The 12460-nt window shown below is 73.6% G+C and carries 10 protein-coding genes; 8 read left to right on the forward strand and 2 right to left on the reverse strand.

Annotation, left to right across the window (positions count from 1 at the left end; all coding sequences use genetic code 11):
* Window positions 1-109: 109 nt before the first annotated feature.
* The gene (locus AB0N76_RS17255) at window positions 110-700 is read right to left on the reverse strand and encodes an SRPBCC family protein (protein ID WP_363557887.1); all 591 of its coding nucleotides are present in this window, start codon (window positions 698-700) and stop codon (window positions 110-112) included.
* Window positions 701-893: 193 nt separating this feature from the next.
* On the opposite strand from AB0N76_RS17255, the gene AB0N76_RS17260 reads away from it, so the two are divergent.
* The 4 genes from AB0N76_RS17260 (at window position 894) to AB0N76_RS17275 (ending at window position 6571) form a co-directional block, all read left to right on the forward strand.
* On the forward strand, window positions 894-1700 hold the full coding sequence (locus AB0N76_RS17260) for an SAM-dependent methyltransferase (protein ID WP_363557889.1): 807 nt from the start codon (window positions 894-896) through the stop codon (window positions 1698-1700).
* Entirely contained in the window at window positions 1697-3832 is a 2136-nt protein-coding gene (locus tag AB0N76_RS17265; protein ID WP_363557891.1) for an EAL domain-containing protein, read from the forward strand. Before AB0N76_RS17260 ends, AB0N76_RS17265 begins: the two co-directional genes overlap by 4 nt.
* A 406-nt stretch (window positions 3833-4238) precedes the next feature.
* The gene (locus AB0N76_RS17270) at window positions 4239-5762 is read left to right on the forward strand and encodes a glycosyltransferase (protein ID WP_363557893.1); all 1524 of its coding nucleotides are present in this window, start codon (window positions 4239-4241) and stop codon (window positions 5760-5762) included.
* Complete coding sequence (locus AB0N76_RS17275; RefSeq protein ID WP_363557895.1) at window positions 5759-6571, forward strand: polysaccharide deacetylase family protein; 813 nt, start codon at window positions 5759-5761, stop codon at window positions 6569-6571. The genes AB0N76_RS17270 and AB0N76_RS17275 overlap by 4 nt, the downstream gene beginning before the upstream one ends.
* Before the next feature lie 127 nt (window positions 6572-6698).
* Here AB0N76_RS17275 and ribA read toward each other — a convergent pair whose 3' ends face one another.
* Window positions 6699-7367, reverse strand: a complete 669-nt coding sequence (gene ribA / locus AB0N76_RS17280; RefSeq protein WP_363557897.1) for a GTP cyclohydrolase II — start codon at window positions 7365-7367, stop codon at window positions 6699-6701.
* A gap of 232 nt (window positions 7368-7599) precedes the next feature.
* On the opposite strand from ribA, the gene gdhA reads away from it, so the two are divergent.
* The 4 genes from gdhA to AB0N76_RS17300 all read left to right on the forward strand — a co-directional run bounded on the left by gdhA (window position 7600) and on the right by AB0N76_RS17300 (window position 12443).
* On the forward strand, window positions 7600-8979 hold the full coding sequence (gene gdhA, locus AB0N76_RS17285) for an NADP-specific glutamate dehydrogenase (RefSeq protein WP_363557899.1): 1380 nt from the start codon (window positions 7600-7602) through the stop codon (window positions 8977-8979).
* Window positions 8980-9082: 103 nt separating this feature from the next.
* A complete protein-coding gene (locus AB0N76_RS17290) occupies window positions 9083-10357 on the forward strand; it encodes a hypothetical protein (RefSeq protein WP_363557901.1) in 1275 nt (424 codons plus the stop codon).
* 110 nt (window positions 10358-10467) lie between these two features.
* Window positions 10468-11349: an AraC family transcriptional regulator gene (locus tag AB0N76_RS17295; RefSeq protein ID WP_363557903.1), complete on the forward strand. Its 882-nt coding sequence runs from the start codon at window positions 10468-10470 to the stop codon at window positions 11347-11349.
* Window positions 11350-11534: 185 nt separating this feature from the next.
* Window positions 11535-12443, forward strand: a complete 909-nt coding sequence (locus tag AB0N76_RS17300) for an NADP-dependent oxidoreductase (RefSeq protein WP_363557905.1) — start codon at window positions 11535-11537, stop codon at window positions 12441-12443.
* Window positions 12444-12460: the final 17 nt, after the last annotated feature.

A 12460-nucleotide genomic window follows, 5' to 3' on the forward strand; every position in this document is an offset into this window, starting at 1 on the left:
GACTCACCATCCTCGGGATCACGATTGCGGCCCGGTCTACCCTGCCCAGTCTGCTACGGACCATGCGGGGGCGCCCCGCAAACATCTGGTGAAGAGCCTCCGCCGCAGGTCAGGGGCGGTCCGGGCGGGTGAATCCGGGTGGCCGGCGGGGCTGCGGGGAGGCCTGTGGCGACGTTGGCGGGGGAGCCGTCGGGGGCGCGGTGGGAGGGGGAGGCGGGGGTGCCGCGGGAGAGGGAGACGGGGGCGTCGGCGGGAGCCCGGCCAGGTACGCCGCGAGGCCGCGCCGGCCGCGCCCCATCATCACCGCGTGGTTGGCCCGGAACAGCGGGCGGGCGGGCAGTGCCAGGCGGCGCAGCAGCGGCTTCGCCGGGCGGGTGTCCTCCTCGAACAGGGCCAGGGTGCCGCCCGCGCCGTCCGCCGCGACGGTCCAGCGGGACCAGCCGGTGAGGTCCCCGGACATGGCCGCCTCCAGCACCCCGGCGCCCGCGTCCCGGCGGACCTCGGTGAGCCCGATCACCAGGTGGTAGGGGAGCAGCGCGCGGACCAGCGCCTCGCCGGAGTCCGGCCCGGTCTGCCGCACGGCGAGGATCTCCGGCCACCAGCGCGGGTAGGCCGCCACGTCGGCGAGCGCCGCGTACACCGCCGCCGGCGGCGCGGCCAGCCGCCACACGCCGCGGAACCGGTAGTGGTTGGGATCCACCGGACGATTGTCGCCCACCGCCCACCGCCCACCGCCCACCGCCCACCGCCCACCGGCCGGTGTCGGGAGCGGGACAGTCCGCTTGCACGCGTTCGGCGTGCAGGAGAGGATCTTTTGTGCTTGTAGTCTCATCAGTCACAGCCGCCTCGGCAGGCGGCTGGTTCACCAGAACCGGAGTGAAGGAGTCCCGAGGATGCGGCGACCGAACTGGGTACCGGAGGGCACGGACCTGGACAAACCGAACGCCGCGCGGGTCTACGACTACTACCTCGGGGGATCGCACAACTTCGAGGTCGACCGCGAGATGGCCCGCAAGGCCATCGCCCTCTGGCCGGAACTGCCGCAGATCATGCGCTCCAACCGCGCCTTCCTGCGCCGCGCCGTGCAGTTCACCGCCGAACGCGGCATCACCCGCTTCCTGGACATCGGCTCCGGCATCCCCACCTTCGGCGCCGTCCACGAGGTCGCCCGCGCGATCCGCCCCGAGTCCCGCGTGGTGTACATCGACCGCGACCCGGTCGCCAGCGCGCACAGCCGGCTGCTGCTGGAGGACGACCCGGCCAGCTCCGTCGTCCAGGCCGACGTGCGCGACGTCGACGACCTGATGTCCCGCCCCGAGGTGACCGAGCTGCTCGCGGACGGCGAGCCGGTGGCCGTCCTGCTGGTCGCCGTCATGCACTTCGTCCAGGACGCCGAGGACCCGTGGAAGCTGATCGCGGTGATCCGCGACGCCCTCCCGCCCGGCAGCGCCCTCGTCCTGTCGCACGCCTCCCTGGAGGGCCGCCCCGACCAGGCCGAGGACCATCAGCGGCTGTACAAGATGACACCCACCCCGCTCACCATGCGCACCCACGAGCAGATCACCGCGATGTTCGCGGGCTTCGAACTGGTCGAACCCGGCGTCGTCTACCTGCCGCAGTGGCGCCCGGACCAGCCCGAGGCCGTCGGCGAGCACCCCGAGCGGATGACCGGGGTGGCGGGCGTGGGGTTCCGTCCGTGACCCGAGCACCGGAGCCGAGCATCAGCGCCGAACGGTTCCACGAGGACTGGGCGCGGCTGCTCTCCGGTGACCACGGCACGGCGGTGCACCCCGGCCTGCTCGGCCGGTTGGTCTCCCGGACCGCCGGGCTGCTCCACCGCGCCCAGGTGGAGCTGCCCTTCGAGCCGCGCCTCGCCGCCGAGGCCGGCGCCGAACTGGTCGAGGCCCACTTCACCGACCCGGCCGTGCTGGCCCGGGCGGTGGAACTGCTCCAGCAACAGCCCGCCGCCGACGGCCGCGGACCCGCCCTGTGCGGCGCGTTCGCGGCCGGCTGGGCGGCCGCCCTGCGCGAACGCACCCTGCGCGAGCAGGAGGCCATCCGCACCGCCGCCGACCTGGCCCGAAAGGAGGCCGAACGGGCCCTGCGGGCCTCCGAGGCCCGGTTCCGCGCGCTGTTCGAGAGCGCCGCGATCGGCATCGGCATCGGCGACACCGACGGCAACATCCTGGCCGTCAACAAGGCCCTCCAGGAACTCTTCGGCGCCGGACCGGAGGACATGATCGGCCGCCGGGTCGCCGACCTCGTCCACCCCGAGGACGGCGACGGCGTCTGGGAGACCTACGAGGACCTGATCAGCGGCAAGCGCGAGTACTTCCAGTTCGACAAGCCGTACTACCGGCAGGACGGCGAGGTGGTCTGGACCCACCTGACCGTCTCGCTGATCCGCGACGACGACGGCCGCCCGCAGTACCAGGTCGCGATGCTGGAGGACGTCACCGACCGCTACCGGCTCCAGGAGCGGCTGCGCCACCAGGCCACCCACGACCCGCTGACCGGCCTGCCCAACCGGGCCGCCTTCTTCGAACGGCTGGAGAAGCTCTTCGAAGCCCCCGACCCGGGCGCCCGGTTCGGCCTCTGCTACGTCGACCTCGACGGCTTCAAGGTCGTCAACGACAGCCTCGGCCACGACACCGGTGACCAGCTGCTGTCCGCCGTCGCGGCCCGGCTGAAGGCCGCGCTCACCCCGCTCGGCCACCTGGTCGCCCGGCTCGGCGGCGACGAGTTCGTGGTGCTGCTGGAGAACAGCCGCGGCGAACAGGAGGCCGTCGCCGCCGCCAAGACCGTCCTCAAGGCGCTCGCCGGACCGGTCCTGATCGGCGATCACAAGCTGGCCGTCGGCGCCAGCGTCGGCGTCCTGGAACGCCGGGTCTCCACCACCACCCCCGGCGCCGCCGTCCGCGCCGCCGACCTGACGCTCTACCGGGCCAAGGAGGCCGGGCGCGGCCGCTGGACCCTGTTCGACCCCAAGGAGAACGCCCGCGCGGTCTCCCGCTACGCCGTCTCGGTGCGGATGCCCGCCGCCCTCGACCGCGGCGAGTTCTTCATCGACTACCAGCCGCTGTACGCGCTCGGCGACGGCCGGCTCGCCGCCGTCGAGGCGCTGGTGCGCTGGCGCCACCCGCAGCTCGGCGTGCTCGGCCCGGACGAGTTCGTCACCACCGCCGAGGAGACCGGGCTGATCATGCCGCTCGGCCGCTGGGTGCTGGAGCAGGCCTGCGGCCAGGCCGCCGACTGGATCAAGCGGTTCGGCGACGCCGCGCCCCAGCTCAACGTCAACCTGGCGGTCCGTCAGGCGCGCAGCGCCGCCCTGGTCGGCGACCTCGGCCGGATCCTCGACACGACCGGCCTCGACCCGGCCCGGCTCCAGCTGGAGATCACCGAGTCCACCGTGGTCGGCCCGGAGGACGAGGCGCTGCGCACCCTGCACGGGCTGGTCGACCTCGGCGTCTCGCTCGCCGTCGACGACTTCGGCACCGGCTGGTCCAACCTCGCCTACCTGCGCGACCTGCCGGTCTCCGGACTGAAGATCGCCGGGTCGTTCGTCGGTGACCTGCACGACCCGGCCAAGGACGAGGAGACCGGCTGGCGGATCGTCAGCGGCCTGGTGTCGATGGCGCACGCGCTCGGACTGACCGTCACCGCCGAGGGCGTGGAGACCGGCCGGGACGCCGCGCGGCTGCGCGTCATCGGCTGCGACTGGGCGCAGGGCTGGCACTTCGGCCGCCCGGTGCGGCCGGCCGAGATCGCCCGCCGGATCGCGGAGGAGCCGGAGGGGCGCCCGGTCGCGGGGCCGGGGCCCGTCGTGGGGTGAAGTCGCGGGGTGAAGTCGCGGGGTGAAGCCGACCGGTGCCGGTGGGTGAAAGGTGAAAAAGTGGACAGAACACCCTTGACGTGACAGACCGTACGGGCGCACGATGAGGCCCTGGTAGTCCTCCCGCCCACGGTGCGGGGACGTGAATCCAGTTCGACGGACCGGCGCCTCCCCGGCGCCCGAGGACCGGCGGTGCGCACCCCCATCGGCCGCCCAGCGCCCTCCAGGGTCCGACCAGCCCCCACGGGGGCTTCCCTCCGGGGCCCGCGCCCTGCGTATCCCTCGCGCACCGGGTCCGCCCCGTCACACCAGGGGCCGCGCCGTTTCGCGCCGCTCCGCAGTCCACGCTGCGGTCCGCGCCGGGCGCCCGCCCACCGCCTCCTCCTCGTCGAGAGGTCGGCCCGCGATGAGCACCACCCTGTCCCCGGCCGAGGACGCCGGCCGCCTCCCCGGAGGCGCCACGGCGGATCCAGCGGCTGCTCGTGCCGTCCGGGTCGTCGACCTGGACCTGGACGAGTCGAGCGGGCTGCGCTCGCCCGGGGGCCTCGGGGTTGGCGGCCCTGCTGTCGGGGGCCTTGGGGCCGGAGGCCTCGCTGCCGGGGAGCCGGGCGGCCGGGTGCTGGCCTTGGTGCGGCTGCACGGGCACCCGCTCGGCCTGGTCACGGCCACCGGGGCGGCCGGTGACACCGCGGCGTTGCGCCGGGCGCTGGTCGCCGCCGCCCATCGGGAACTCGCCGTTCCCGCCCTGTCCACCGCGACACCCGCGGCGCGGCCTCGTCGGGTCGACCGCGCCCGGGTGCCTGCGGGCCCGAGCGACGCCGGGGTGGCCGCCGTCAGTGTGGTCATCGCGACCCGCGACCGGGTGGACGCGCTCCGGCGGTGCCTCGACTCCCTGCTGCGGAACGGCCATCCGCGGTACGAGGTGATCGTCGTGGACAGCGCCCCCGCCGATGACGCCGCCGAACGACTGCTCCACGACCGCTTCCCGGGCCGGGTCCGCTACCTGCGCGAGCCGGTCCCGGGCCTCGCGCGCGCCCGCAACCGCGGCCTCGCCGCCGCCCGCGGCGACCTCGTCGCCTTCACCGACGACGACACCCTGGCCGACCCCGGCTGGATCGCCGCCCTCGCCGACGTCTTCGCCGCCGACGACCGGATCGGCTGCGTCACCGGCCTCGTCCTGCCCGCCGAACTCGACTCCGCCGCCCTGGACGCCCTCGAACGCCACGGTGGCTCCGGCGGCCTCGGGGACTTCGGCGGTCTGGACTTCGCGGCCCGCACCTGGACCCTCGACGACCGGCACCCCGGTCCGCTCCTCCCGTTCGCCGCCGGCCGCCTCGGCTCCGGCGCCAACATGGCCTTCCGCGCCCGCCTGCTGCGCGACTTCGGCGGCTTCGACCCGGCCACCGGCGCGGGCACCCCCGCCCACGGCGGCGACGACCTGCTCGCCTTCCTCCGCGTCCTGCTCGCCGGTCACGCCCTGGCCTACGCCCCCGACGCGATCGTCTGGCACCGCCCTCGGCGTACGGCGGACGCCCCGCCCGCCCAGGCCTTCCGCTCCGGCGCGGGCTACGGCGCCTGCCTCGCCGCCGCGCTCGTCCACGAACCCGCGATGCTGCCCGCCCTGCTCCGCCGCCTCCCCGGCGGACTCCGATACGCGGCCCGCCGCGCCCGCACCTCGCCGGACCCGGGCGCGGCGGACTGCCTCGGACAGCTCCCTCCGCCGGTCGGCCGCCGGTCGGCCGACCCGGTCCGGGCACCACACCCGTCCGGCCCGCTGCGGTCCGTCCGGCTGCGGTCCGGACCGCGGCGGCTCGCCCGGCTCGAACTCTGCGGCCTGCTCTACGGTCCGTTCGGCTACCTGCGCGGTCGCCTCCGCCGCGTCGATTCCCCCGCCCGCCCCGGGGCGGCTCCCGGAGGGGGCGCACGATGACCGCGGTGCCCGTCTTCCTCTACCACTCCGTCTCCGACGACCCGCCCGACTGGATCGCGCCCTACACCGTCACCCCGCGCACCTTCGTCCGCCAGCTCGACCGACTCGCCGCCGCCGGCCGCGACGTCATCCCGCTGCGCCGCCTGCTCGCCGCCCAGCGCGGCGGCCCCCCGGTGCCCGACCGCTGCGCGGTGCTGACCTTCGACGACGGCTTCGCCGACTTCTACTGGACGGTGGCGCCGATCCTCGCCGAACGCGAGCTGCCCGCCACCCTGTTCGTCACCACCGGCGCCGTCACCACCCCGGGCCACCAGGGGGAGGGCAGCCTGCTGCCACCGGCCGAGATGCTCAACTGGCGGCAGGTCGCCGGCCTGGACGGCTACGGCGTCGAGATCGGCGGCCACTCGCACACCCACCCGCAGCTGGACACCGTCTCCGAGCGCCGCCTCGGTGCTGAACTCGACGGCTGTAAAAGGCGGTTGGAGGAGGTGCTCGGCCACCCGGTGACCGCCTTCGCCTACCCGCACGGCTACTCCAGCCCACAGGCCCGGCGCCGGGTGCAGCGGGCCGGCTTCAGCGCGGGCTGCTCGGCGCGCGACGCGTTCAGCTCCCCGGCGGACGACCCGTTCCAGCTCGCCCGGCTGACGGTCATGGCCGACACCCCGGCCGAGCGCTTCACGGCCTGGGCGAACGGCCGGGGCGCACCGGTCGCCCCGTTCCCGGAACACCTCCGCACCAAGGGCTGGCGCACCTACCGCCGCCTGCGCGCCACGGTCGGCCGCCCGGTGCGGCTGACGACCGGCGGCTGACAGCTGACAGCTGACAACTGACAGATTTCAGCTGACAGATAACAGAGAACAGATAACAGCTGACAGCTGACAGACATTGAAATCCGTCAGCCGTCCACCCGCGCCCGGGTGTGCTCGCCCCGGCCGCTCAGCCCACCAGCCTCGACAGCTCGATCGAGTGCCCCGTCCGCTCCACCTTCGCCCGCAGGTACCGGACGTTGCTCTCCGACAGGTGCACCCCCGTCGGCACCCGGCGCTCGACCGGGACGCCGAGGGCGGCCAGCTGCGCGGCCTTGTCCGGGTTGTTGCTCAGCAGGTCGATCCCGCCGACGCCCAGCGCGTCGAGCATCTGGGCGGCGGCCGTGTAGTCGCGCCCGTCCTCCGGCAGGCCCAGCGCGGTGTTCGCGTCATAGGTGTCCAGCCCGGAGTCCTGCAGGGCGTAGGCGTCGAGCTTGTTGTACAGGCCGATGCCGCGGCCCTCCTGGCGCAGGTAGAGCAGGTAGCCGCCGGCCGCGCCGATCCGCTCCACCGCCTCGCGCAGCTGCGGCCCGCAGTCGCACCGGTCCGAGCCGAACACGTCCCCGGTCAGGCACTCCGAGTGAAGCCGCACCAGCGGCGTGCCGCCCTCCGGCACCTCGCCCAGCGCCAGCGCGAGGTGCTCGGCCCCGTCCGCCAGCCCGTGGAAGGTGAACACCTCAGCCTCGGCCCGGTACCCGTCCGGGAAGGTCAGCGGAATCCGCACCCGGGCCCGCACGGAGGCGCCCCCACCTTCCTGCGGGGAAACGTTCTGCTGCGGCGGCAGGGGGAGCTGCGACATGGGCGGGGCCTCCGTGACGGACGGGTCTTACTGGTGCTCGGCTGTCGACGGTACTAGGTAGTTCCAATTTGAACAACACCGTTCCCCTTGCAATACGGGGATGGTTGGAAACAGAACCGTTCAGTTTCCGAAAACGGGCGGACAGGTCCGGTCGGCGCTGCAAGACTTGCCGCCGGTTGCCGACCCGGTCTCCCCGACCCCGGTCTCCCTGACAACGGAAGGTTCCGAAGCGATGCCGGCCACACCGTTCGCCACCACGTCCCATTCCAGCGGAAACCCTGCCATCGAGTCGCTCTACGCCGAGGTGCTGCGCCGCAATCCCGGCGAGCCGGAGTTCCACCAGGCCGTGCGGGAGGTGGTGGAGACGCTCGGGCCGGTGCTGGTACGGCGGCCGGAGCTGGTCGAGGCGCGGATCGTCGAGCGGATCGTCGAGCCCGAGCGGCAGGTGATCTTCCGGGTGCCGTGGACCGACGACGCCGGGCGGATCCACGTCAACCGGGGCTTCCGGGTGGAGTTCAACAGCGCGCTCGGGCCGTACAAGGGCGGGCTGCGGTTCCACCCCTCGGTGAACCTCGGGATCGTCAAGTTCCTCGGCTTCGAGCAGATCTTCAAGAACGCGCTCACCGGGCTCGGCATCGGTGGCGGCAAGGGCGGCTCGGACTTCGACCCCAAGGGGCGGTCGGACGCCGAGATCATGCGGTTCTGCCAGTCCTTCATGACCGAGCTGCACCGGCACCTGGGCGAGCAGACCGACGTGCCGGCCGGGGACATCGGGGTCGGCGGCCGGGAGATCGGCTACCTGTTCGGGCAGTACAAGCGGATCACCAACCGCTACGAGTCCGGGGTGCTCACCGGGAAGGGCATCGGCTGGGGCGGCTCGCAGGTGCGGACGGAGGCGACCGGCTACGGCTGCGTGCTGTTCACCGACGAGATGCTGCGGGCGCGCGGCGAGAGCCTGGACGGGCTGCGGGTCGCGGTCTCCGGCTCCGGGAACGTCGCCGTGTACGCGATCGAGAAGGCGCAGCAGCTCGGCGCCACGGTGGTCACGGCCTCCGACTCCTCCGGCTTCGTGGTCGACGAGAAGGGCATCGACCTCGCGCTGCTGAAGGAGGTCAAGGAGGTCCGGCGCGGCCGCCTCTCCGAGTACGCCGAGCTGCGCGGCAGCCACGTCCGGTACGCCGAGGGGACGGGCGTCTGGGCGGTGCCGGTCGACGTGGCGCTGCCGTGCGCGACCCAGAACGAGCTGGTCGAGGCGGACGCGCTGGCCCTGGTCCGCAACGGGGTCCGGGCGGTCGCCGAGGGCGCCAACATGCCGACCACGCCGGAGGCGGTCCGGGTGTTCCAGGAGGCCGGGGTGGCCTTCGGGCCGGGCAAGGCGGCCAACGCCGGCGGGGTCGCGACCAGCGCCCTGGAGATGCAGCAGAACGCCGCGCGCGACGCCTGGTCCTTCGAGCGGGCCGAGGAGCGACTGACCGAGATCATGCGGCACATCCACGACGCCAGCCACGCCACGGCGGAGAAGTACGGGCGCCCCGGCGACTACGTGCTCGGCGCCAACATCGCCGGCTTCGAGCCGGTGGCGGACGCGATGCTGGCGCAGGGCCTGATCTGATCCGTGGAGGCGGTCCCGACACCTCCCTGGCCTGCGGTGTTCCGGCTGGTCAGGGAGATGTCGGCTTGTCAGATCGGCAGTGCTGCGCCTACGTTCTGGTCTCATGACCATGTCACGCAGGACGATCATCAAGGGCCTGGCCGCCACGCCGCTCGCGGCCTTCGGCGGCGCCGTCGTCACCCCCGGGGCGGCCGAGGCGGCGACGCTGACGCCCGGCCGGTTCACGCTGGCCGAGCGCCTCGGCAACGGCCACGGCGGCTACGCCGAGCTCGCCACCGGGCTGGCCGGCAAGCTGCCGAAGGTCACGGTGGCCGATGTGCTGGCCAACGCCAACCGGGACGCCGTGCACCTGACCTCGGCCCCGGGCGGGGTCGGCGCCTTCCAGGAGGGCTTCGGCTGGAACCCCGGTGACCAGGGCGTCGCCGAGTGGATGCCGCAGGGCGTCACCACCAGCGCGGACGCGCTCGGCTCCGGCGTGTGGGGCGGAAAGCGGGTGGTCCTGGTCTCCTGGTACTTCGACACCGACCCGGACGGCGACGGCACCGACGACTTCCCGGTCAACAAGGGTGTCCGGGTGTCCTTCGTCGACTACACCGACCGGCTCGCGCCCAAGTACCGGCACGTGCTGCTGGTCGAGCCGGTGAAGACGGCGGGCGGCGCGTACTCGTACGCGCCCGTGCAGCGGCACGCGGGCGGCATCCTCTGGTACGGGAACCTGCTCTACATGGTGGACACCACCAAGGGCCTGCGGGTGTTCGACCTCGACACCGTCTTCGAGGTGGCGAGCGGCAAGTCCGACGTCTGCGGGCTGGACGCCGACGGCAAGTACTACGCCTACGACTACCGTTACGTGCTGCCGCAGAGCGCCGCGTACGACAACACCGGGACGCTGCTGCGGTTCTCCTGCCTCGGCCTGGACCGCGCCAGTACCCCCGACAGCCTCACCGTCAGCGAGTACGCGGTGGACCTCGCCGACCCGGTGGTGGACTACGCGGGCACCGGCTGGAACGGCAACGGGACCAAGATCACCACGCCCAAGGTGGTCCGCTGGAACCTCGACCACACCAACCGCAAGCTCGGCTCGACCACCGCGGCCGAGGCGGTCACCGTGAAGCAGGGCAAGATCCAGGGCGTGGTGTCGCAGCAGTCCAGGCACTACCTCTCGGCCAGCAACGGCTCCGCCAACGGCACGCTGCGCGCGGTGGGTTCGGGGGCCGACACGCCCGCCACGGTGACCCGGCTGGCCGTCGGCTGCGAGGACCTCAGCTTCCACAGCTCGGCGACCACGGAGTGGAAGTTCGCCGAGTCGGTGATCTGGAACCTGAGCGAGTACGCGGGCGGCCGGTACGTCTACGCGGTGCGCGCCGACGGTTCCTGACCGGACGGCGACGGTGGGCGGCCACCCGACCGGAGCGGGCACGGGATGTCGGGTCCGGGCGGCCGGCCGCTGCCTACGGTGAGGAGTGTCAAGGGAAGGACGGGGCAAGGATGCTGGACCGGCTGAACCAGGCCATGGAGCACATCGAGGAGCACCTCGACGGGACGGTCGACGTGGCCGAGCTCGCGCGGATCGCGACGACCTCGGAGTACCACTTCCGGCGGCTCTTCTCGGCGCTGGCCGGGATGCCGCTGTCGGAGTACCTCCGGCGCCGGCGGCTCACCCTCGCCGGGGCCGAAGTGCTGGCCGGCGAGCGGACGTTGCTCGATGTGGCGGTCCGGTACGGCTACGGCTCGGGGGAGGCGTTCGCCCGGGCGTTCCGGGCGATGCACGGGGTCGGGCCGGGGGAGGCCCGGCGCGACGGCTCGGTGCTCGTCTCCCAGCCCCGGATGTCCTTCCGGCTCGTCGTCGAAGGGAGCAGCAGTATGGAGTACCGCGTCGTGGAGAAGCCGGCGTTCCGGATCGTCGGCAGGCGGGCCCGCGTCCCGCTGGTGCACGAGGGGGTCAATCCGGCGATCGCCTCGTTCATCAAGGGGCTCGGGCGGGAGGCGATCGACCGGATCGCGGCCCTGTCGGAGCCGGGGCAGGAGCCGGACGGGATCGTCGCGGTCACCGAGTTCTTCTCGGACAGCCGGGAGGAGGGCGTCCCGCTCGACTACTACCACGCGGTGGCCGTCGGGGCGGACGGCGAGGTGCCGGCGGACCTGGACGTGCGCGAGATCCCGGCCGGCACCTGGGCGGTGTTCGCGAACACCGGGCCGTTCCCGCAGGCGTTGCAGGAGATGTGGCGGGACGTCTTCACCCAGTGGTTCCCGTCCAACCCGTACGAGTTCCGGCTCGGCCCGGAGATCCTGCGGACCCGCTTCCTCCCGGAGGGCGGGCAGGCCGAGGCGCAGCTCTGGATCCCGGTGGTGCGCGCGTCGGGGCGGTGACGGCTGACAGGTAACAGATAACAGATGACAGCTGACAGATTTTGAAATCTGTCAGCTGTCATCTGTCAGCCGCCCGGCCCGGCCCCGCCCCGCCCGTTCGGCCCACCAGCGGCCGCCCCCTCGCGCCCCTCGCCCGCATGCTGGGGCGGGGGACGTCGAGCGGGGCAGCGAGGAGTGGATCCGGGATGGTCAAGGCATTCGGGTTCGTCGACCACGGCGGGCCGGAGCAGCAGGAGTTCCTGGACCGCCCGGTGCTGGAGCCCGGGCCGGGCCAGCTGGCGATCACCGTCCGGGCCGCCGGGGTGAACCCGGCCGACTGGAAGTCCCGCCAGGGCTGGTTCGGCCGCAAGCGCGAGCTGCCCGCCGTCATGGGCTCGGAAGCGGCCGGCGTGGTCGACCGGGTCGGCCCCGGCGTCACCGGCTTCACCCCGGGCGACGAGGTGTTCGGCATCGCGCCGGCCGGCGCCTTCGCCGAGCAGACGCTGCTGAACGCCGAGCTGAGCGCCGTGAAACCCGGGAAGCTCGGCTTCGACGAGGCCGCCACCCTCCCCGTGGCGGCGGCGACCGCCGACGACGCCGTCCGCGACGTCGGCGTGGGTACCGGCGGCACCCTGCTGATCCTCGGCATCTCCGGCGGCGTCGGCAGCGCGGCCGCGCAGATCGCCCGCAGCCGCGGCATCCGCGTCATCGGCACCGCGAGCGACGCCAAGCGCGCCCATGTGGAGGCCCTCGGCGCGGTGCAGATCCGCTACGGCGACGGGGTCGCCGACCGGATCCGGGCCGCCGCGCCGGACGGCGTCGACGGCATCCTCGACCTGGTCGGCGGTGACGACGCCCGCGCCGCCGCCGTCACCCTGGCCGACCGTTCCCGGCTGGTCTCCACCGCCGACCCGACCACCGCGGCGGAGCTCGGCGGCCGCTTCGTCACCCGGTCCACCACCCCCGAGACCCTCGCCGCCCTGGCCGGACTCGTGGCCGCCGGCGAACTGGACCCGCACATCACCGCCCGCTACCCGCTGACCCACGCCGCCGAGGCGATCGCCCTGGTCGAGTCGGGGCACGCCCGCGGCAAGCTGGTCCTCGAAGTCGGCTGAAACCCGACCGAAGGCAG

This window comes from Kitasatospora sp. NPDC093806 (assembly GCF_040683335.1).
In the GTDB taxonomy this organism is placed as follows: Bacteria; Actinomycetota; Actinomycetes; order Streptomycetales; family Streptomycetaceae; genus Kitasatospora.

What these genes read in the sequence shown, in the direction of transcription:
- AB0N76_RS17270 (WP_363557893.1), top strand. Translation starts at nt 4,239, where the DNA reads ATGAGCACCACCCTGTCCCCGGCCGAGGACGCCGGCCGCCTCCCCGGA.
- AB0N76_RS17295 (WP_363557903.1), top strand. Translation starts at nt 10,468, where the DNA reads ATGCTGGACCGGCTGAACCAGGCCATGGAGCACATCGAGGAGCACCTC.
- AB0N76_RS17290 (WP_363557901.1), top strand. Translation starts at nt 9,083, where the DNA reads ATGACCATGTCACGCAGGACGATCATCAAGGGCCTGGCCGCCACGCCG.
- gdhA (WP_363557899.1), top strand. Translation starts at nt 7,600, where the DNA reads ATGCCGGCCACACCGTTCGCCACCACGTCCCATTCCAGCGGAAACCCT.
- AB0N76_RS17300 (WP_363557905.1), top strand. Translation starts at nt 11,535, where the DNA reads ATGGTCAAGGCATTCGGGTTCGTCGACCACGGCGGGCCGGAGCAGCAG.
- AB0N76_RS17275 (WP_363557895.1), top strand. Translation starts at nt 5,759, where the DNA reads ATGACCGCGGTGCCCGTCTTCCTCTACCACTCCGTCTCCGACGACCCG.
- AB0N76_RS17260 (WP_363557889.1), top strand. Translation starts at nt 894, where the DNA reads ATGCGGCGACCGAACTGGGTACCGGAGGGCACGGACCTGGACAAACCG.
- ribA (WP_363557897.1), bottom strand. Translation starts at nt 7,367, where the DNA reads ATGTCGCAGCTCCCCCTGCCGCCGCAGCAGAACGTTTCCCCGCAGGAA.